Raw genomic sequence first — 19,284 nt, forward strand, 5'->3', positions numbered from 1 at the left:
AATGACAAAAAGAAATAACATCATTTATTGGACAGCCACCATCATCCTGGCCTTATTCATGTTTGTAGGGGGATTAGCACAGATTTTTAAGCAAAAAGACAATGTAGACGGGATTATCCACCTGGGATATCCACTTTATTTTATGACGATACTGGGTGTGTGGAAGGTACTGGGCGTCATCACCATTCTCCTTCCCCGTTTCCCGCTGGTAAAAGAATGGGCCTATGCTGGTTTCTTCTTTGCCATGACAGGAGCTGTGATTTCCCACATTGCAGCAGGCGATCCATTTGCGCATTTCATTGCGCCCCTGGTTTTTGCCATCCTGACTGTCGTATCCTGGTATTTCAGACCAGCAGGCAGGAGGCTATAACTTACTGCAGCTGATCCCATACTTCCCTGAAATCCTCATCTCTCAGTGCTTCAGCCAGGTCATAAGCAGTGTAGCCGGTGGAGTGTATCGCTTCTTTGCATTGCAGTAGGATGTTCACACATTTTTCTTTATCGCCTGATTTTATTGCCAGCCTTGCCATGGACAGGTAGGGATGTGCATAGTAATTTTGGCCCAGCATTGCAGCGCGTTGCAGTTTTTCTTCTGCAAGGGCGTTGATGGATGGGGATTTGAAATCGTATGCCAGTTCGGTGTATTTTAACAGGAAATCGCCCCAGTAAAGGTTTAGCTGGAAGTCTTCTTCATGTTGGCAGACCTGTGAGAAAAGCTGTAACCCGTGTTCAAAGGTATTGATCACCTTTTCATAGGCGCCTTGCTCGTGATAGATCTGCGCAATATCAAGCAGTGAATTGGTGGCATAAACGGGAAAGGTCCAGGCAGCTGGCTGTTGTTCATGCCCTTTGGTGAAGAACTCTACCGAAATCCAGTAATAAGCCAGTTTCAGGTCATTTTCCTGCAGTCTCCGGGCGGTGTCGGCAAATGCCTTGCCCAGTCGGTTCAGCAGTTCAGGATCTTCTGTATGATAACTTTCCAGGGGCTGCAGCAGGGAGGCTGCCAGGTCCACCATTTGTGCCTTGTATGCAGCATCAATTTCAGGGGAGTCATGGAAAAGGATATAGTGATAAGTCTCGGCCCAGTCCAGGTAAACGAGTGGCTTTTTCTCCGCCAGCAGGTACATGGCTCCTTCAAATTCACGCAATAGGCGCAGGTGCCAGTAGTTGTTCTGTGCAAAGGGGAGGGAGCGTATCCTGAAGCATAGATGGATCAGTGCCCTAATGAAGGTAGCGTCGTTCAGCACCGGCCTGAAATAATAGAGCAATTCAGTGAAGTTCTCCGTGGTGAATTGTTGGGTAATGACCATTTTATCTGTCAGTGCCCTCACCATACACATTTGTATATCAGTGGTTTGCGGAGCCAGGTAGTAAATATGAATGGCTTCCTGGATGTATCGTAGCTTATCCTCGTATGCTTCCGCCCTTTCTGCCAGGTTTTGGTAACAATAGCCTTTTTCCTGGTGGTATTGCTGGTCAGGGAAGAAACGCTGGATGGAGTCGATGATACCAAGCAGGTAAAAGACAAAGTCTTCCGGGTTGCTTACTTTGTCGCAATCAAGGTCATACACGCCATATGAATAGATCATATCATAGGCACCAATAATTTCTTCCTTATATTCTTCCAGTTCTTTTGATGAAAGGCCTTCTACCAGTTTGTCCATTTCTTCTACATCATATCTTTCTGCCAGTTCTTTCAGCTGAGGGATGATATTCATCTGATAAAAATAATCAAACAGAATTATTTTACCAGACTATAGTGAGGCGATAGGCTAATAAGCCAACTTTAACTACATTTTAAATGCACAAAAGGGTCGTGATAAGGTCACTTCAATATCAAATCGATATAAAGGTGTGCATAGAATGTACTTATAATGAAATATTTGTGCATAGTTGGCTTAAGCGCCTCACTATATCCCGGAAGAAAGTGTTAAATTGAGTATAACCCCAAAATTGTTTGTTATGGCTATTGTAAAGGATAATGTTCTTCTAAGCCTGGTGCGTGGTACACTGGGTAATCAACTCACAATTTATGAAAGGAACGGCCAGATAATAATGGCAAAGAAGCGCGGTCCTTCCACGAAAAAACCAACTCAAAAGCAGCTGGAGGCCCGGTATCGAATGCAGGTAGCGGCAGCTTATGCAAAGCAAATGCTGAAGGATCCGGAGCTGAAGGCTTATTATAAGTCGAAAGCGGGAGTGGGGCAGAATGCGTGGAATATGGCGATAAAGGATGCTTATAATTCCCCGGAGGTGCAGGGTATTCGATTTGAAGATACTACGGTAGTGGTGCATGCGAAGGATGAATTCAGGATAGCGGAGGTGGAAGTGCAGGTGCTTGATGCGGCAGGTGTGCTGCTGGAAAGGGGGAAGGCGGTGTTGGGGAGGAATGGGGTGGATTGGTATTATAGAGTGGCAGTCTTGCCGCCTGGAGGGCTGGTAAGGGTGGTAGCGGTGGATTTGCCGGGGAATGAAACGGTGAGGGAGGTACGATTGGAATAGAATTGATGTATTATCTTGTCATTGTTGATTGGGTGGGTTTATTGATTGGTAGCATGGAGATTTAATAGGGTATAGTCTCAATTCAAAATCTACAGCCCATGTAGTCGAGATCAGCCATCCATTAAAAATAGTTCATATAGCAAACAACTAACAGAAAGGCGTCCGGCCTTTCTGTTAGTTTTACACCCCAACCGGTATATCCACCCTTATCTGATTCAGTACCGGCGTATATATATCCACCTCATTCAAATTCTCCGGCGTCTCAATCGTCACAATCAAACTATACCTCACCCGATCATTATACCGCTCCAACTTCTTCCGGTTCTTCCACCAACCTCCTACAGGATAAACCGCAATCCGGTTCCTATTCGCCAGATCGACAGCAGGTCCAATCCACAGGTCTTTATGAATACTCCCCTTGTTTCGCACTTGCTCCCCGATCACCCAATTAGCTCCCTCAGCTTCAGTTTCATCGTCATCTTCAATTGTCATCGCCTTACTAATCCTGGCTAAAAATGCCCCCCTGCTTTCATTACTACCAATAAGTTTAAACCGCAGCCCGTGAGACATATAACTCGCCGCCTTTTTATATTGCTGACTACCCGGATTGGGTTCAATAAAATAAGACAGCGTTATTTTAAGCGTCACTTCAGTATTAAATAAAGCCTGCAAAACATCCAAAGGCCAGGGCAATTCAAATAGATGAAATTCCTCTGTCTTAACCCTATAATCTTCCCATTTGTAGGGCTTTAAACTACGCTGAGCAATCAACGACAAGCTATTATTAGTGCTATATCGTGCCCGCTCCATATTTGGAACACCATAGCCTACCTGCCTGAATAAACGTTTTTTATCCTCGCCTGTAAGATTCTTTAAAGTCCGATTCCCCAGCATAGCAGGTGTCCAGTCTGCTGCGTGAATAATCAACCCCCGAATTGTCTCCGACCAAAGATCCGGATACTCCCGATATAACTGCGCCCCAAATCGGGCAGCCAATGCTGTAGCACCACTCGTATCTCCAAAATCAATCAACGGTGGATGCCGAAACTGCGAAGTAGAAACAGAAAGTAATTGCAATCCGTGATCTAAAACCAGCTGATCTGCATTTATCCCATGATTCCCACCTTCCATTACAATATCAGGCTTCCGGCACCATTGCTTATCCCAATTCGCCGAAGTCCGGCTACCAGGTGATAATGCACCTCTGTTAGCTAAAAGAGTAGTTCCGGGATACCGCTGCAGGTCCAAGTGATCTTTCAACGTATATGCACCAACTGTTATCGCGTTAAAAGCCTGTCCAGGATCCTCTATAGACGCCTGGTCATTCGCCAAAGGATAGGCAAGCCTTGAAGCATAGTCCAGGTTACCACCACTTACCATAAACAAAAAATCTCTGCCCCCAAATAATAGCTGATCTATTGCTGATGACCATGAAGAAGGCTGCCCCTTATGATCCAGATCCCAACTTGTAATCGAAAGAGAAAAAATGCGCTTATGCGCTGGATTCATTATCTCCGCTCTTGCTACGGCCTCCCCTGTAACCGCCCCTCTTAATTCAGAACGAAGCCCTACCCCATTAAACATCTTCACACTTTCCAGCTTATGATGAATATTTACCGGCCCATTACCAGCAAACAAATCCGTCAGATCTCCATAAATCGCCAATCCTGCCATTGGCGTTCCATGACCAGTATTATGCCGGGCATCATCCACCGTCCATAAAGGATTAATCGCGACTAAATGATCAGCAGACACCGTCTGCGCAAGCAAGGGATTCCTAAGCGTTACACCGGTATCCAATAAACATACACTAACATCATCCGGCACATAATTAACCCTTGCCGCCAAATTACCTACCCAACCCTGCTGATCATCAACCGGTAAATAGGTAAAAAAATCCGCCGTATCTCTCGGCATTCTTATCTCCGCGAGCCTATCCGTATATAAAATAGACGAAGAAAGCTGCCTGGCAGTGGCATGCATTAAATAGACATAGTGTTCGGGAAAAACAAGCAAACGTTCTCCAATTTCTACCCCATGCTCCTGCACAACAACTCTTATCTCACTGATTGGATCCTCATTGCTATCTCTTGCATTTCTAATGATCCACACCTCCCACCAATGCAGTTCATCTAAAGCCGGAAATGGCAATTCCGGTTCCTGCCAAAAACTTTGCAAGGTAGCTGCCCGGATCTCATCAATATTTGCAATCAGAGGTTGATTTTGAGGTTGCCCCGTCCGGGTCATTCTATTGATGTAGTCATCTGCCTTCTTCAGGAATTTTGAAACCCCTTCCCGATTGAGATAAACTACTGCCTCAATAACAACATGTTTATTTCCATCCTGATCCTCAGCTTCAATCTCCCTGGTAGTTCTTACCTGGTAGCTACCTTTTTTTTCATCCAGTTTTGAGATATCAATCAGAAAATCAGGCGGTGATTTCAATACAACATACACAAACTTATCATCCGGACTCTGCTCAAAATCGGCCGCCGCCCTTCTAAGCTGCTGTTTAATCAAACGGCCATGAGAGACTTTGTTAAGCCCCCTTCTGACATCAATTGTTTCCCCCCTTATTTTTGAAGTATATGGGTATGGGGTAGTTTTACCATCTATAATGAGATGGTTAGCGTGGAATATCGCCATTAAATTTTATTGAAGTTTAAAAAGGCCTCTTCCGTTTCTCTATATAACGGGCTAAATGTTCCTTAGTAATCTGATTTTGGCCATATAAAATCTGTTCCTTCACAACTTCTGCGCAGATATGAAAAATATCAGCGTAACTAAGCCCTTGCGCCAGTTCTATAACGGTAGAGGATAAGTCAAAAGAAATAAAATTCTCAACATCTCTTAATCCATCCTGAAAAGCCTGAACTATATTCCCGCCTTCCGGTAAAGAAAACTTTATAATATCATCAAACCTTCTGAGCAAAGCTGTGTCTAATGCCTGGGGAAGATTCGTAGCTGCAATGATCAGACTATTCGAATCATCTTTTTCAATTTCAAGTAAGAAGCTATTTAATATTCTCTTAATCTCTCCAACATCATTTGCTTCAGTACGGGATGTCGCGATACTATCGAACTCGTCGAATAAATAAACTGCTCTAAACTGCTTCATTGCATCAAAAATGAGCCGAAGCTTTGCGATAGATTCTCCCATATAACGGCTAATAAGACCATCCAACCTGATTACAAACACACTCAACCCTAATTCCGCCGCAATCACACTTGCCGCCATGGTCTTACCGCTTCCCGGAGGGCCAACAAGTAATAACTTCCGGCGCGGTAATAAATTGTATTTAGATAAAATTGCCTCTTTTTGCTGTTCATCAATCAGCCGGGAAATCCCAGCTTTCACTTCATTAGTCAGGATCATATGGGCCAGAGAAACATGCGGCTTAATAAACTCAAAAAGATCATTTAGTTCCTTCTGAGCTACATTCATGGGCATCTTCTTCAGGATACCCTGACTTTGACTCGTCTTAATCTTAGCCTTATCGATAATCTTAACAAGTTCATCTGCTAATTTCTTATTCCCATCACGCGCCTCTGCAGCTGCAATCTGCATGGCAATGCTATAAAAATTAGCATCGTCACCATCTGCAAATGAATTAATTAAACTTTTTATTTGTTGCGCTGCTGCCATTATTGAGTGAGAATAGGAATATTAAAATGTAATCTAACTGATAATCAATTGGTAATAATCACAATCTATCTGTACAAAACTACACAATCGAAGCGGAAATTCCATATCATCAGCCAAATTCCACTTAATTCCAGGCTGCCTCCCCATTAAAACGCCAGCCTTCAAAAAAAGGTTGCCCCCGGATACCACTCCGGGCAGCGACCTTGTACTTCGTTCATTCAATACAAACCAACCTCCGCCTCATCCTACCAAATTCTATCGTACGGGGTATTTAAGATACGATACTGTCATCAGTAGGTTCCTGTAGTAATTTCATCACTACATTCGATCCGTTAATCATCTTCTTATATCCACTGATATAGCCCCACTCATGAAACTCCCTCATATAACGGAAGTACATTTTCCTGGATCCACTATTGAATGCGTCCATCAACTCATGTAATTTGACGAGGATAACGGGGTTATCTAACTGTTCATGCCATTTCAACACAAGGTGAATATACAGCACAACATGATAAGGCTTGAGGTTCTCTTAGAGAACCAGTTGCACCTCCGAAATACCAACATACATCCATCATCCAACCGACATTATTTACTCATAATCACCCGCTCGTTTACTATAATCGTGGTATCCGCCATTTTTATTCCATTCATTCCTTTACATACTTCAACTTCCCCTTCAGCTTGTCTACCATCCAATTACCCAGTTTCACCACTTCCACATTCTCTCATAATAAACCCCCGCTATCTCCAATAACGAACCACCATACTTACTTCTGCTACACAATCATAGTCTTTAACTGGTTTATTCATAATTATGGATTTATAATTTCCCTGGGTGTCTTTATATCAATCGTCCTGTACCCCTCATTTAAATTGATCGTATTATATAGCCTAATCTTATCAGTATTCACCATGTGCTTAAAATTCCAGCTTGCAACAAGATTGGCGCCTTGAAGCGTAGCTGTAGCTATATGTACGGCATCCGCCTGGCTACCATTAGTTGAAGTGCCGCCAGCAATGTATTTTGCTGCAAGCTTAAGCGCATTCGATGAATTTTTTGTTTGTATTAAATAGAGGTAAGGAACCATTAAAGGTTGCATTCTAATTTCCTGTCTGGCCGTTTATAGCTCTCCCATTACCAGGTCAGCAATCATCATCTTCATTTTCCCTCTTTTAAATTCATCCAGCAGTTTATTACTGTACGCTTTAAATTCAGTATCAAAACATCTTCCAAACACGGAGGTGTCCACATAGATTGTTTTCATGAAAGTCTATTTAATTTTGGTTACTGTTCCTGATAGCCCATCAGATGACTTTTCTTTTACGCTCTCTGTATGCTCATTCAAGCCAATGTTATTACTCTCTTCTCCACCATTCCCATCCTGATCATCCTCACTGCGGGTATCCGCTGTTTTCTCGTCATTCGCTTTGATTAGTCTGGCTTCCTGTTGGAAACTGCTTAAGCCTACAAAATATTGCATATATATATATATATATATATATATTCCGTGATCTGCTCTATTACCTCCCGATCATCTATGTTAAGTATATGTTTGATGATCACTGTACCTATTACCATCCGGGCACTCAATGTTGGAGCACCGAAATCTGCCCCGCATTTTTTTATAATGCACGTCCGCCAGTTTGTCCCACGGAAGCTTTGCAGCTAGTATAACCCATCGGTTAGTAGAGGATAACTGCTGCGAAAAAGGAGTTGAAAATCCTTCTAAGGTCAATTGTTTTGCAGGAGTGTAACGTATCATTGCTGCATGGTTTTGGAAATGAATCTTTCAATATACAAACACTTCTATAGCTAAAAAACACGTCATATTGTATTGATTAACAACGTATTATCGATTATTTAGCAGACCCTGATCTGCTTTCTTCCTGAAGCTTGATTTGACTATAAAAGCTATTTATGGGATATAATTGGTTCGAACCGTTTGGCAGTGGATTATAGCCAAAGTCTTAAATATCGGGTTTCAAATATTTGCCAAAAAAGTATAAAATTTGGTAAATGTTTGATTTTTTAAATTGATCTTATGTTGTTGATAGTCAATTGTTATATAGATAGATTAGCAGATGGGTTTGAAAAGGAAAAGAAACGTTTTTCCAGTGAAGAATTGTTTCCCTTTTTTCCCGAATAGGAGCCAGATTTTAAAATGACAACCTTTCGATTACGGATTTATGATTTAAAGCAAAAGGTGTTCTGCAATCTGTAAAACGGGGAATCTTCACTTGGCAACCCATACCAGTCTTTGAAATGTCTGCCTCTGACCTTGGAATAAAAGCTTATAAAAGGATTTTAAAGTCATACCCAGGTATTCGTGCCTGTGTATGGAGTACGCAAAAATTAGGCGAGCTTACGCTGCACCGGCCAGCCAGTTCATGAACGATGATACGTTGATTAACTGGCTGGATATAATCTATGCAGGAAACAGCATATCGGTCATTAAAGCAGGATTGGGACCTGGGTTAATTTGAAGTTACTATGATTTCTGTACACTAAATGCCACCCATAAATACTTCAGAGTATTTTGTTTGAATTTCTTCCACTTCTTTTTCACTCAATTCTTTAAACTCTTTTGTTTTTGCTCTTTCTGAAAGCGTTCCATTTCCTTGTTCCAGAGATCTGACAAGTAAGGCGACTGTTTTGTCTGGCATTTCGAAATAGTTGTCAAGGTATTGCTTCATGCGATCGTACTTTTCCAGATAAGATACTTCTTCCGGAATAGTATGTTCGATGGTTTCTTTCACGCACCTGTAGAGAAATTCAGCTTGTTTAGTGGCATCAAAATAGCGGTATAGATCAAGGGTGTCGTTTAACACGGTTACATTGTTATCAGGGGGATCAATTCTTCACGGGATACCGGTCTTTGTCCTGCCTGGCCGATTGCACGACCCCAGCGTTGTGCACGGTTTTGAGGCGGTGTTTCTCCTTCGATGGCGTAGGATGCTTTTGAGTCTTTTAGTAAGAGAAATGCAGCTGTTCTTGCCATCACATCCGGATGGATCTTACCAAGGATGGCTTTTATTTTGGAGGATAGATCCTGTTGAATGAAATTTTCTAAAGCAGGAGTTTTTCTTACAAGCGGACAAAAGTCTTTGTTTCCGGGAAGGTTGTTGCGGACACGGTGTCTTTTTGATATTTCTGATATAGAACCATATTGAAGGCGTTCGTCAAGGACATCGACGTAATTACCAGATAATAAGTCAGGCAGTGGTAATTTAGTATCCATTAACCACTCGTATAAAAACCACAGTCTTCTGCTGTACTGGCTGGTTGGTTCTTTAGAAATTAATAAAACAGTGTCCTTTATTCCCAGGGCTTCAAACACTTTTTTTAATATCAGAAGATCGATCCCTTCGTATTTTAGTGCAAAGGTTAAATGTCCTATGAGTGTGTCTTCGGGCATGTGTCTGTTTGATAGGACAAGCCATTTTTCCTATTCATATTGAACCCGTTTATGGCTTATTAAAGCCAGCTCCAAGTTGGTAAAAATCAATAAGCGCTCCATAGCCAATCAAATACCCTTCTTCTGGCGATGTTCTGCCATGATATGTATGAATGATTTTAGAAAGATTGTTGTTATTATTCACTAGAGCCTGTTTTATTATACGATTTTACGGAAAAACGCTTATATTTTTGGAAAAGTGATTACGAAATGGCGTTTTTTTGGAAAAGTAATTATAGTGAGTGGCAAAATGGTATTGGTTTTAGTCTAATGATTGGAATATTATAATAGTGCCTATTGATTTTTCTTAAAAAAATGCATCGCTTTACCTTGTCTGTAGAGCATTTTATGGGTTTATTTTGTGAATATATTTCAATTAGTATCTGTTTGGCTGAACATTTTGAATCATAATGATAATGACAATAAAATAACTATTAGTGTCATAAAATTAATATTTACGACAATAAGATTGTTTTAATGTCGTAAATTTGGTGTAATTAATTCATTATGGCCAAGATTAGTTATGCTCAAATTCTTCAGGAATTACAACTGATTAGAAAAACGTTGGAACAGTTCAAGGATGGAGCAAGTCTTGAGATGATAAAGAATGCGCTGGATATAGATATAGAAATCCGGACTTTACAAAGGCGTTTGGATAGGTTAATAGATGAAGGAATTATAGCGACTTCTGGTAAAACCAAGGCAAGGCTTTATCGTTTAATATCTTCTCAATCTGCTGTGAAGCAAAACACCGGAGAGACACATACAACTATTCCATTATCTGAAGGCGGAAAAGAAATACAGGAGATTATTTCCAGGCCAACCCATATGCGTTTTCCGGTAGGATATCAAGATGAGTTTTTGCTTTTTTACCGCCCTAATATTGATAGTTATCTCACAGATGAGGACAAACGTAAACTTGCACATCTGGGGAAAACTGCTCGGCTTGACCAACCTGCAGGCACATATGTCAAAGAGATCCTGCAACGAATGCTGATAGATTTATCATGGAACTCCAGCCGTCTTGAAGGTAATACGTATAGCCTATTAGATACACAACAATTGATCTTTCATGGAAAACTGGCTGACAATAAATCTGCCGCGGAAGCCCAAATGATCCTTAATCATAAAGATGCGATCGAGTTTATTGTTCAAACGACAGAGGAAATCGGATACAACCGCTATACGATTACCAATCTGCATGCATTATTATCAAATAACTTATTGCCGGATCCTTCGGCGAGAGGGCGTTTGCGAAAAGCACTTGTAGGGATTGGTAATTCGGTATTTACACCCCTGGGCATTCCTCAGCGGATTGAAGAGATGTTTGAACTCATTCTTGAAAAGGCTAATGCGATTGAAGATCCTTTTGAGCAGTCGTTTTTCGTTATGGTACATTTACCTTACCTCCAGCCATTTGATGATGTGAATAAGCGGGTTTCCAGGCTTGCGGCTAATTTATCATTGAATAGACATAACCTGGCTCCATTGGCTTTTGTTGACGTACCTAACGATTTGTATGTGATGGGAATTCTGGGTGTGTATGAGCTTAATCGTGTTGAGCTTTTAAAGGATGTTTATATGTGGGCGTATGAGAGATCTGCACGACGGTATGGGTCTTTGCGGCAGTCATTGGGGGAACCTGATCCGTTTAGAATTAAGTATAGGAATGATATTCGTAGTCTTGTTACCGATATAGTTTCTAATGCGATATCCCCTGAAGATGCAGGGAAATTGATAGCGCGGAAGGCTGCTGGGCTGCCGGAAGGAGATCAGAGTAGGTTTATTGAAACTGTTGACACAGAATTGCTGTCACTGCATGAAGGTAATTTTGCTACTTATTATGTTAGACCGGCGGAGTTTAAAAAATGGGAAGCGGTCTGGAAGAAATTGTGAAGACAATTTAGTGTCGGTGGTATTTCCAGGTGATACCCTGGATTTAATCTTAAAATGTACAATATTTTTCTTTTACTGACATGAACGGGCAGACTCATTCACAATTATAGTAGCCGAATGTATCATGAATTACATTTTTTATTTCATTTTACTTCTACGTTGTAAATGGTAAATAATAATAATGCAGCAAAATCGGTAAATATGAATACAGATGCCAGCTAAAGCAAAATAATTTATAATAATCATAAGAGCTGGCTACTGTGAATCAGCCCTTAAAAATTCAAATATGATGGACACCTTATCTATTTAAGATTATTCATCCAAATAGAAGTCTGAATTGGGGTTATGCCTTTTAGTGACATCTACCATTTCATCCGTCGCTTCAAATGTTCCATTCCTCAATTTATAAAATCCCTTTTCAAAGCATTCTAATTGTCTGACCAGGGCTTTTTCCAATGAATCGACCCCCCCCCCTTTTTGACTTTTGGGTCAGCTCCTATCTATAGGAGAAGGATATCCCGTAAATAAATTATTGCCAAAGATCTTCTTTTTCCCAGCCTGTATAAAATCCCATTTTTGCGAGATCTAGTCTAGGGTAATTATTGAGTGCCTGTTTTAATTTAGTAACAAAATTGGAGTTTGGGCTGGCAGTCTGCATAAGATAAGTAACTGCGCAGAGCTGGTAGTATATGGTTCGGTTTTCTGTGGTGCCTGGGGTTGGAGTTCCTAAGATCCATTTAAGTGCAGGTTTCCTGGTCATTATTTTCGGAGTAAATATGAATACATTTAAACATACTCTACTATGGTGTGCGCAGAGATTTCTAAGTGCGGCAATTACTTGCAGGTAATTATCCAGGTAAGAATCATCTGGTAGCCCGTAAATCTTAGCAATAGCTTTTTTCTTGGGAATCTCTCTGTCAAACTCATAAAGTTCGATAGCCTGCAAAAAATTAGTTCCCTTTATAAAAGTATGTTTTTGGGGATCATCCTGGAGATGTAACCAGTAACCAGCTAATCGATAAAACCCAACGTGGGTAAGGTAGTGCTCGGCTTTCGCCAGATCATCAATTACTAATCCCCGGTCTATCAAAAGCTGAGTTTGGTCCTTGGCTGAAGTTGCTGGTTTATTATATGGAGTGGAGGCCATACTAATTAATGGGTGGTATAAAAAAAAAGACCCGCCTGTGGTGCGCTATTCTTATGGGAAGCGTGGCGAGTACTGTTGCCACAAAGATAAGAAGGTTCGCATAAACCAACAAACTTTTCCAGAATTTTTCCAAAACCATTAGTCGTTAAGGGGGTTGAATAACAGTTAAATAAAAGAATAGGTTATTCAGTACGAAGGTAAATATAGACAACAACACTACACTTACTTCCTCAATAACTGTGAACTTGAGAGCCGCTTTTTCTCTAAACGAAATTCATCATAATGATCATGTATTTGAAGTAGTAGATGGAGATAATGATGTACTTTATCAGAATGATTTTGTTGCTACCGCTAGAACTCCACTCGGCGGCCAAAGGATATATCTTAGCAGAGATAATATTGCGAATATTATTTCATGTGAAGATCCCAACTCTGTACCACATGAAGCAGGACATTCGCTTGGATGTTACACCCTAAGCAGGCGGCGGGAACATGGGGATGGAGCGCTTCCCAGCAAGAATTGGACGAGTCCTGCCAGGATAACAAATCAAATCTTATGCACACCTCTGATTACTTGAAATTAAATGGCATTAATAAAGAGGCTGCCACTGGCTTAACATATATGCAACTGCTATTGGCAAATAAAAACTATATCAATGGTAATCTGAATAAACACAATAATTTTGAACAGGATTATCATCTTGGAGTAACCAGGAGCAAATCCGGCATTCCCATACTTTATATATACACAACACGAGGTAAATTGTTATATCCAAAAAACTAATTATGAAAATGAACTTCTTTCCTGGGATTTGTTGCCTTGCTTTTGCTATTTCGGCGTGCAATAAATGTCTATCCAGCGTTAATTTCGGTTGTCTTGCCGCTAATAAAGGTGATACTGCATACATTTATTTGGATAATAAACTAGCATATCAACAAGTTTTTGAGAACAAATATTTTGAATCACGAGAAACGATTAAGCCAGGTTTTCGAAATTATTGTGCTACTTCCGACTCAATTAAGGTTCGTGCCGGTTTTAATCAACGCGATACCGTTTTTTATGTCGACCCGAAGAAGGTTGTGGATTGTTATATTGGTAATTCGACTAGCAATGAGATAATGGTCTTCTATAACCCGGTTCGCATACAAACGAAGAAATAATAATCGTAAGTCTTCTGGGTTATTAGACAAATCTAACATCCCATCCGATGCCGATGGAACTGTAAAGGAAGCCGGTGCAGACTATAACAGGGCCTCACCGGCCCAGGGTAAATCTGATGGTCTAAATAATAAAGACGCTTCAGGCAACGGCAGCAAAGAAACCCGAATGTATAATCCCGCCCCAGTAAGGCAAACTAAATGAAGCGGTAACGATATATTTTCTAATTGAAGGAAAACAACGAGAAACGCGATGAAATGGAAAAGCAGGATATCTATTTATTGTATATTGAAGAATATAATTCCTCCAATAGGTTTCACCACAGCTTTTCTGTTGCGGAGGCTTATTGTAAATGGTAAATAATAATGCAGCAAAAATGGTAAATATGAATGCAGCAGATTCGATAACAATACTGCAGCAAGAATGGTAACAATGGTACAGCAAAATCGGTAACAATTGTTACACAATCCGGCAAAAGTAGTCTGTTATCAGGAACCTTCAAAAATAGTTTTACGATTCTTCAATCTGTAACTTTCACCACTAAAGTTTATGACTTCACAATGGTAAAGTAGCCGGTCCAGTAAAGCCGTAGCTATGACCTCATCATCCAGCTGTTTGCTCCAGTCTGAAGGCTTCTTATTTGTAGTGATGATTATTGACGTAGATTCATAAATCTGATTGATAAAATTGAAAAATGATATTGCCAGGTTCTTCTCCAGCGGGAAGAGCATAATATCATCAATAACGAGAAGGTTAGCCTTTAATAGTCGTTTATATTCAACCTGCTGGGTTTTAACAAAGTCCTTCGTCTTAAGCATATTTACCAGGTCATCCATTCTTCTGAAGTAGGCGTTATATCCAGCCTTTACAGCATCCTGACACAAACCTGCAGCTAAAAATGTCTTGCCAGTTCCACTCGGCCCCATCAGAACAATATTAAATAATTGATCTACCCAATTCAATTCTCTAAGTTGCTTTAAGCGACCAGGACTAATTTCATCCTCTGATCCTGTTTTGTAATGATTCAGGTCTGACATCTGAGGTAACCAGGCTGCCTTTTCCCGTTTGTTCAAGTCTTTTACAGAGCGGTGTGTTGCTTCCGTTTCCAGTATTTGGCTTAGGAACTTTACATATCCCATCTCTTGTTGTTCTGCTTCAGTGATTAATGCCTTTATTCCATTGCTAATACCACCCAGCCTAAAAGCTGTACATAATTCGCGGATTCGTTGCTTTTCTGTTTCCATATAATTTTGTGATTTAAAAATGAGCGGCCACGCTTTGCCTGGCCGCTTTATCGGATTTAATTGAAGATTATATCATAGTTGATCAACTTGCTCCTGGCTGGTTCTGTGTTGGCTTTTTGTTGAACAGGAGCTGTTAATGGGTTATTGGTGATCGTATTTGCAGGGACTATTTCTTGTTGTTGTAGCTTCCCAAGATGCTCTGCAACAGACTTAAAATCAGACGCACTGTAGATATGATATTGGCTACAATAGTACAAGGTTTCAAGCGCTAAGACTGGTTCCAGCTTATTTACTATAGTCTTTAGCAATTGTATCTGATCGCGTATATATCGCGGTTTCTCTGTCTTAAGTTGGAAGACCCATCCCAATGCCTCCTTCTGATCAGTAAAAAGAGTCGCAAACTCTTGCATCATCTCCAGGATTGCCCGGGATTTGTCTCTACCATGGTCAGTTTGTAAGATCTTCTGTCCTTTAAGTGGTGAGATTATATGGCGACAAAGCTCTTGTTTTTCGGTATTTAAAATAACTAATTCCTGTTCTTCCCTGATCACCAGTACCCGGCTTTGACGATCTTTATATGTGCCAAGTGGCAATGAGTAAAAATTACTTTTCCAACTGATTGTGTTATCTTTTCGTACAGCATAGGAACTATATTCTGGTTCCATCATTTTAACAGGGGTATAGGGATATAGAAAGGTCACTTCATTTTCCATTTCTTCAGCTGGTATTAACTTTGTGGTGCCGTGGATTAATGCATTGGCTGTACGTTTGAGCCAGGCCAGTACTTCTTCATTCACCAACTGAACATCTTTAAAAAATCGCCCATATAGAAAATTTCTTTTCACATACTTTACGACATTTTCTATTTTCCCCTTGGACTCAGGATCTGCCGCACGGCAGAAATAGGTTTTAAGAGGTCGCTGAGAGATATACTGCCGAAAATGTTCGGTAAGGATCAGATCTCCCCAATTCTCGTCAACCATAAATAATCGGTCCTGGTCATAGACAAGTTCCTGAGGCATGCCCCCAAAATGGCTAAAAGCTCTCTCATGTGCTTCTATAACCGTAATGGTAGTAAATGGTCGATCTGTAAATAATACGTATTTAAAGCGCGAGCGGGATAGACTCATACAGAAAAACTGTACTTTGCGCGTTCGTCCTTCAGTAGTTCGCATGTTATAAAAGCCAAAATCAACCTGAGCTTGCTGCCCATAAGGTAGTTCTGCTACCATCTGATATTGCCGGGTTGGCTCTTCCACAGAAAGGCTGTACTTAGCCCTGATGGCCATAACAAAATTATAAACTGTTTTAGGGCTGATTGGTCCAAAACCGGGAAACTGTTCTTTTAATAAATCATGGATTTGAGCAGAAGATGTATCTGGAAGACTTCTCAGGCGATTATATATAAAATCTTCAAATTCCAGAAGTAGTTTCTTTCGACCCTTTTTCTGTTGGCTGATAGTTAAAAAATCCTCCTCACTCATTGAGAGTTGCAGTTTGACCGTACGCCAGTTTAGTCCTGTTATCCTGGAAATTGATCGAATAGAGTGTTTATCCCGGTAAAGTTGATGAATACGCTGGTAAGTCATAAGTTTGTTTAAATAGTTCATTTAACCCTGTCTTTGTGATGATTGACAAAGGTTGAAAAAATCCCTCCGGGAACAATCCTGGGGGGATGAACTATGTAACAACTGTAATCTTAGTGATGCATTAATGTTACCATTATTGCTGTAGCATTGTTACCGAATCTGCTGCACTCATATTTACCATTTTTGCTGCATTATTATTTACTGCTTACACTTATACTTCATTTAAACAGGCTTTTTGCACCTTCAACGCTTTGATAACAGGTATTATGAAGTAGGTGCTTAAAATGAATGTACAAGCCTCTTTTTGAAGCTCCTTGAAGATGATTGCAAAGGTCAACTGTCGTTTTGCAGTGTAGTATGTTTTATTTAGGTCGCGTAATAATATCAGTTTGAAATCAATAGCATTATTGATTTCAAACTGGTAAGGATGAATCGGTTTAACCCTGGCATTCTCTTCCCACTCCATTCGTCTACCATCACTTTTTGAGGTAGCTTGACTTCGTGGTAGCGACAACATCTTCCTATACGTATCCTGATATGAATTTTATAGCGCCCGTTTGGGGTAATATGATTTCGCCAATTATGTACGGAACGAAAATCAGGTATTTCCATGAAGACCTCCTTTCTTGCGCTAATGCAATACAAATTGCATTAAAAGGATAGATTGATCAGCATTGATTAAGTGATTCTGTTTTCAGATTACCCCAAAAGTGTAAAGAAAAGTGTAAAACAGCATACTGCTAATGAGGTGAAACGGAAGGATGTCTGAAGAAAGCGTTGCGATTGGGAGTTTGATAATTATAATGTTACAAAGTAGGAGTGGTAATAAAGCATCGAAAAGCTGAAGATTCGACTTTTTGAGAGGTTACTATCTAAAAAAAATAAACCGCTGAAAAATTCATTTTCAGCGGTTTTAAAAAGATTCTCTTTTAGAGTAGTTGCCTGACCTGGATTCGAACCAAGACAAACAGAGTCAGAGTCAATAATTTTACCGTATAATGCAGGCAAGACTTTTAGGTGATATTTATATATAATTTTTTGCAATTGGTTTCAATAATTCTATACAAGGTTACGAATTGGTTATGGAATTTCCCAATTAATTTGCCGCAATAATTCATCCCAGAGCAATTGATTTTCCGTTAACATTCAATTAACAGTCGAGATTGCTAAGAAGAATTAAATTAAGCTCATTCTTTAACCCAGAAAATATAAAAATTTCACTATGTACTTGTTAAAATATTTGAAAAACGGAAGGGTAATCAATGAAGAAGAATTTTCCACCATTGAAGAAATTGAAGAAAAGCACAACAATGGCAATTATTTCGAAGAAGCTGATGAATTTGAAATTGTTGACAGCAATACGGGAGATACTATTAGCGGTGACGAAATTGTAAATCCTGACGATATTATTGAAGATATGTTTGATGGAGAGGATAGCATGGAAGGTTTTGACTGGAACCAAGATGACTAAAAAAAATAAAAGATTTAAAAGAGGGGCATCATTTTATATGCCCCCCTTTTTTTAATTTAATCTACCGGAAATTTTTTGAAAGACAATTTTGCATACCAGAAATAATTCTCATTCTCATACCAATTGCCGGACAAAATAAACTTTTCCCTTCCCTCCCTACTTTTGAAAACTTCACATCCAACGCTCCCCACATTGTTCAAACTTCCAGTCTCTTTATAGGTTCCATCATATAAGGTGCCAATTTCCCTCCTATTTAACGTCACATCATAGCCAGAATATTCATCATTTGGCTCAATAGTTAATTTAATTAAATTGTCGTCTATAAAGCCGCTTAATCTCCCGATGAAAATCGCATCATTGGCACCACCATACCAAATGATTTCACCTTTTAATTGTTCTGCCATATTTTTTTTTATTACGGCAAGGGTAGCAAAACAAATTTATTCATAGTAATTTAATATTTGCGAAGTATCTTCAAATTTGTAAAATTTATCAAGGCATACCGGAAATGATATGCCTTGTTATAATATCGTTATTGATTAAAGACAGGATTGTTGTCGATTTCACCCATGAATAACTCCAGTAACCTTTCCAGATATTCAGCATATTCTTCAGTAGTTAATATACAATTATTCCAAAAAAAGTTGGAATTTCTGGCTCTAAAGTACATATTGTGTTATACGCAAATCTCAGAAGGACTTTCTCAAAGTAATTTTTTAAGTTCCCATTACTGCTACCTTTCATTGATTTAAGGTTATTATTTAGGTATAACCCACAAACCGCTTTTCCATTTATCTTTAAAAGTTGAACGAATTGTGGGATTATATCAAAAATGAATTCACCTTTTATCACTTTAATATCATTATATCCGTCATCTACACTTTTTAACCATTGCAAGTTAGCATCATATTGTTCCTGATATTCTTGAATAAGAGATTCCTTTTCATCTTTAGTCAGTTCTTTATTTTTTTCTATAGTACTAATATTAGCCTTGACAATATCATCTAAAATTGATTGTGCTTGAATTGTATCTATTGATAATTCGCCCATTTTGACATTTGTCGTTTTAGTTAATTCTGTATTTATTCTATTCTCTTTATTTTTCATATTCATTTTTTTATTATTAATTGTTATTGTAAAAATTAGACATACCTTATCCATCAACAATAACC

The 19,284-nt window shown here is 39.6% G+C and carries 23 protein-coding genes; 7 read left to right on the top strand and 16 right to left on the bottom strand.

What is annotated here, in order from left to right; all coding sequences use genetic code 11:
* Position 1 precedes the first annotated feature (1 nt).
* Positions 2 to 370 carry a DoxX family protein gene (locus U0033_RS26380; RefSeq protein ID WP_072360844.1) on the top strand — a complete coding sequence of 123 codons (369 nt, stop codon included), beginning with the start codon at positions 2 to 4 and terminating at the stop codon, positions 368 to 370.
* A 1-nt stretch (position 371) separates the two neighbouring features.
* Here the strand turns inward: U0033_RS26380 and U0033_RS26385 are convergent, their stop codons facing one another.
* A complete protein-coding gene (locus tag U0033_RS26385; protein WP_072360846.1) occupies positions 372 to 1,718 on the bottom strand; it encodes a hypothetical protein in 1,347 nt (448 codons plus the stop codon).
* A 244-nt stretch (positions 1,719 to 1,962) separates the two neighbouring features.
* Between U0033_RS26385 and U0033_RS26390 the strand changes: the two genes are divergently transcribed.
* The gene (locus U0033_RS26390) at positions 1,963 to 2,502 is read left to right on the top strand and encodes a hypothetical protein (RefSeq protein ID WP_072360848.1); all 540 of its coding nucleotides are present in this window, start codon (positions 1,963 to 1,965) and stop codon (positions 2,500 to 2,502) included.
* A 180-nt stretch (positions 2,503 to 2,682) separates the two neighbouring features.
* On the opposite strand, the gene U0033_RS26395 is transcribed toward U0033_RS26390, so the two are convergent.
* From U0033_RS26395 to U0033_RS26420, 6 genes are all read right to left on the bottom strand, one after another.
* Complete coding sequence (locus U0033_RS26395) at positions 2,683 to 5,148, bottom strand: S8 family peptidase (RefSeq protein WP_072360850.1); 2,466 nt, start codon at positions 5,146 to 5,148, stop codon at positions 2,683 to 2,685.
* A gap of 16 nt (positions 5,149 to 5,164) precedes the next feature.
* Positions 5,165 to 6,148 (bottom strand): AAA family ATPase, encoded by a 984-nt coding sequence (locus U0033_RS26400; RefSeq protein WP_072360852.1) that lies wholly within the window; start codon positions 6,146 to 6,148, stop codon positions 5,165 to 5,167.
* A gap of 271 nt (positions 6,149 to 6,419) precedes the next feature.
* Positions 6,420 to 6,578, bottom strand: coding sequence for a hypothetical protein (locus U0033_RS26405; RefSeq protein ID WP_177318597.1), 159 nt, complete (start codon positions 6,576 to 6,578; stop codon positions 6,420 to 6,422).
* A gap of 385 nt (positions 6,579 to 6,963) precedes the next feature.
* Positions 6,964 to 7,251 carry a PIN domain-containing protein gene (locus tag U0033_RS26410; RefSeq protein ID WP_072360854.1) on the bottom strand — a complete coding sequence of 96 codons (288 nt, stop codon included), beginning with the start codon at positions 7,249 to 7,251 and terminating at the stop codon, positions 6,964 to 6,966.
* Between the two features lie 21 nt (positions 7,252 to 7,272).
* A complete protein-coding gene (locus U0033_RS26415; RefSeq protein ID WP_177318598.1) occupies positions 7,273 to 7,416 on the bottom strand; it encodes a hypothetical protein in 144 nt (47 codons plus the stop codon).
* A gap of 6 nt (positions 7,417 to 7,422) precedes the next feature.
* Positions 7,423 to 7,632 (bottom strand): hypothetical protein, encoded by a 210-nt coding sequence (locus U0033_RS26420; protein ID WP_072360856.1) that lies wholly within the window; start codon positions 7,630 to 7,632, stop codon positions 7,423 to 7,425.
* Between the two features lie 767 nt (positions 7,633 to 8,399).
* Between U0033_RS26420 and U0033_RS33505 the strand changes: the two genes are divergently transcribed.
* Positions 8,400 to 8,543, top strand: coding sequence for a hypothetical protein (locus tag U0033_RS33505; protein ID WP_407654250.1), 144 nt, complete (start codon positions 8,400 to 8,402; stop codon positions 8,541 to 8,543).
* Positions 8,544 to 8,656: 113 nt separating this feature from the next.
* Here U0033_RS33505 and U0033_RS26425 read toward each other — a convergent pair whose 3' ends face one another.
* Genes U0033_RS26425 through U0033_RS26435 form a run of 3 tightly spaced genes read right to left on the bottom strand, consistent with a single transcriptional unit; the run spans position 8,657 to position 9,751 of the window.
* A complete protein-coding gene (locus tag U0033_RS26425) occupies positions 8,657 to 8,980 on the bottom strand; it encodes a hypothetical protein (RefSeq protein ID WP_072360858.1) in 324 nt (107 codons plus the stop codon).
* A gap of 2 nt (positions 8,981 to 8,982) precedes the next feature.
* Complete coding sequence (locus U0033_RS26430; protein ID WP_072360860.1) at positions 8,983 to 9,567, bottom strand: hypothetical protein; 585 nt, start codon at positions 9,565 to 9,567, stop codon at positions 8,983 to 8,985.
* A 49-nt stretch (positions 9,568 to 9,616) separates the two neighbouring features.
* Positions 9,617 to 9,751 (bottom strand): hypothetical protein, encoded by a 135-nt coding sequence (locus U0033_RS26435; RefSeq protein WP_262487761.1) that lies wholly within the window; start codon positions 9,749 to 9,751, stop codon positions 9,617 to 9,619.
* Positions 9,752 to 10,113: 362 nt separating this feature from the next.
* On the opposite strand from U0033_RS26435, the gene U0033_RS26440 reads away from it, so the two are divergent.
* Positions 10,114 to 11,502, top strand: coding sequence for a Fic family protein (locus U0033_RS26440; protein WP_072360862.1), 1,389 nt, complete (start codon positions 10,114 to 10,116; stop codon positions 11,500 to 11,502).
* Between the two features lie 529 nt (positions 11,503 to 12,031).
* Here U0033_RS26440 and U0033_RS26445 read toward each other — a convergent pair.
* A complete protein-coding gene (locus U0033_RS26445; RefSeq protein WP_072360864.1) occupies positions 12,032 to 12,649 on the bottom strand; it encodes an Abi family protein in 618 nt (205 codons plus the stop codon).
* A gap of 463 nt (positions 12,650 to 13,112) precedes the next feature.
* Between U0033_RS26445 and U0033_RS26450 the strand changes: the two genes are divergently transcribed.
* Positions 13,113 to 13,433 carry a hypothetical protein gene (locus U0033_RS26450; protein ID WP_072360866.1) on the top strand — a complete coding sequence of 107 codons (321 nt, stop codon included), beginning with the start codon at positions 13,113 to 13,115 and terminating at the stop codon, positions 13,431 to 13,433.
* 2 nt (positions 13,434 to 13,435) lie between these two features.
* Entirely contained in the window at positions 13,436 to 13,810 is a 375-nt protein-coding gene (locus tag U0033_RS26455; RefSeq protein WP_072360868.1) for a hypothetical protein, read from the top strand.
* A gap of 486 nt (positions 13,811 to 14,296) precedes the next feature.
* Here U0033_RS26455 and istB read toward each other — a convergent pair whose 3' ends face one another.
* From istB to U0033_RS26470, 3 genes are all read right to left on the bottom strand, one after another.
* Complete coding sequence (istB, locus tag U0033_RS26460; RefSeq protein WP_322518469.1) at positions 14,297 to 15,052, bottom strand: IS21-like element helper ATPase IstB; 756 nt, start codon at positions 15,050 to 15,052, stop codon at positions 14,297 to 14,299.
* A gap of 56 nt (positions 15,053 to 15,108) precedes the next feature.
* Positions 15,109 to 16,641: an IS21 family transposase gene (gene istA, locus U0033_RS26465; RefSeq protein ID WP_322518468.1), complete on the bottom strand. Its 1,533-nt coding sequence runs from the start codon at positions 16,639 to 16,641 to the stop codon at positions 15,109 to 15,111.
* 211 nt (positions 16,642 to 16,852) lie between these two features.
* Positions 16,853 to 17,158 carry a hypothetical protein gene (locus U0033_RS26470; RefSeq protein WP_072366786.1) on the bottom strand — a complete coding sequence of 102 codons (306 nt, stop codon included), beginning with the start codon at positions 17,156 to 17,158 and terminating at the stop codon, positions 16,853 to 16,855.
* Between the two features lie 705 nt (positions 17,159 to 17,863).
* On the opposite strand from U0033_RS26470, the gene U0033_RS26475 reads away from it, so the two are divergent.
* Positions 17,864 to 18,112, top strand: coding sequence for a hypothetical protein (locus tag U0033_RS26475; protein WP_072366785.1), 249 nt, complete (start codon positions 17,864 to 17,866; stop codon positions 18,110 to 18,112).
* Positions 18,113 to 18,168: 56 nt separating this feature from the next.
* Here U0033_RS26475 and U0033_RS26480 read toward each other — a convergent pair whose 3' ends face one another.
* Entirely contained in the window at positions 18,169 to 18,516 is a 348-nt protein-coding gene (locus tag U0033_RS26480; RefSeq protein ID WP_072366783.1) for a hypothetical protein, read from the bottom strand.
* 214 nt (positions 18,517 to 18,730) lie between these two features.
* Entirely contained in the window at positions 18,731 to 19,219 is a 489-nt protein-coding gene (locus tag U0033_RS26485; RefSeq protein ID WP_143151030.1) for a hypothetical protein, read from the bottom strand.
* Between the last annotated feature and the right edge of the window lie 65 nt (positions 19,220 to 19,284).

The organism is Chitinophaga sancti (assembly GCF_034424315.1).
Taxonomy (GTDB): Bacteria; Bacteroidota; Bacteroidia; order Chitinophagales; family Chitinophagaceae; genus Chitinophaga; species Chitinophaga sancti.

Bases quoted from the DNA above. Each gene is read 5' to 3' on its own strand.
- U0033_RS26380 (WP_072360844.1), top strand. From the start codon at position 2: ATGACAAAAAGAAATAACATCATTTATTGGACAGCCACCATCATCCTG.
- U0033_RS26385 (WP_072360846.1), bottom strand. From the start codon at position 1,718: ATGAATATCATCCCTCAGCTGAAAGAACTGGCAGAAAGATATGATGTA.
- U0033_RS26390 (WP_072360848.1), top strand. From the start codon at position 1,963: ATGGCTATTGTAAAGGATAATGTTCTTCTAAGCCTGGTGCGTGGTACA.
- U0033_RS26395 (WP_072360850.1), bottom strand. From the start codon at position 5,148: ATGGCGATATTCCACGCTAACCATCTCATTATAGATGGTAAAACTACC.
- U0033_RS26400 (WP_072360852.1), bottom strand. From the start codon at position 6,148: ATGGCAGCAGCGCAACAAATAAAAAGTTTAATTAATTCATTTGCAGAT.
- U0033_RS26405 (WP_177318597.1), bottom strand. From the start codon at position 6,578: ATGGACGCATTCAATAGTGGATCCAGGAAAATGTACTTCCGTTATATG.
- U0033_RS26410 (WP_072360854.1), bottom strand. From the start codon at position 7,251: ATGCAACCTTTAATGGTTCCTTACCTCTATTTAATACAAACAAAAAAT.
- U0033_RS26415 (WP_177318598.1), bottom strand. From the start codon at position 7,416: ATGAAAACAATCTATGTGGACACCTCCGTGTTTGGAAGATGTTTTGAT.
- U0033_RS26420 (WP_072360856.1), bottom strand. From the start codon at position 7,632: ATGCAATATTTTGTAGGCTTAAGCAGTTTCCAACAGGAAGCCAGACTA.
- U0033_RS26430 (WP_072360860.1), bottom strand. From the start codon at position 9,567: ATGCCCGAAGACACACTCATAGGACATTTAACCTTTGCACTAAAATAC.
- U0033_RS26440 (WP_072360862.1), top strand. From the start codon at position 10,114: ATGGCCAAGATTAGTTATGCTCAAATTCTTCAGGAATTACAACTGATT.
- U0033_RS26445 (WP_072360864.1), bottom strand. From the start codon at position 12,649: ATGGCCTCCACTCCATATAATAAACCAGCAACTTCAGCCAAGGACCAA.
- U0033_RS26450 (WP_072360866.1), top strand. From the start codon at position 13,113: ATGTTACACCCTAAGCAGGCGGCGGGAACATGGGGATGGAGCGCTTCC.
- U0033_RS26455 (WP_072360868.1), top strand. From the start codon at position 13,436: ATGAAAATGAACTTCTTTCCTGGGATTTGTTGCCTTGCTTTTGCTATT.
- istB (WP_322518469.1), bottom strand. From the start codon at position 15,052: ATGGAAACAGAAAAGCAACGAATCCGCGAATTATGTACAGCTTTTAGG.
- istA (WP_322518468.1), bottom strand. From the start codon at position 16,641: ATGACTTACCAGCGTATTCATCAACTTTACCGGGATAAACACTCTATT.
- U0033_RS26470 (WP_072366786.1), bottom strand. From the start codon at position 17,158: ATGTTGTCGCTACCACGAAGTCAAGCTACCTCAAAAAGTGATGGTAGA.
- U0033_RS26475 (WP_072366785.1), top strand. From the start codon at position 17,864: ATGTACTTGTTAAAATATTTGAAAAACGGAAGGGTAATCAATGAAGAA.
- U0033_RS26480 (WP_072366783.1), bottom strand. From the start codon at position 18,516: ATGGCAGAACAATTAAAAGGTGAAATCATTTGGTATGGTGGTGCCAAT.
- U0033_RS26485 (WP_143151030.1), bottom strand. From the start codon at position 19,219: ATGAAAAATAAAGAGAATAGAATAAATACAGAATTAACTAAAACGACA.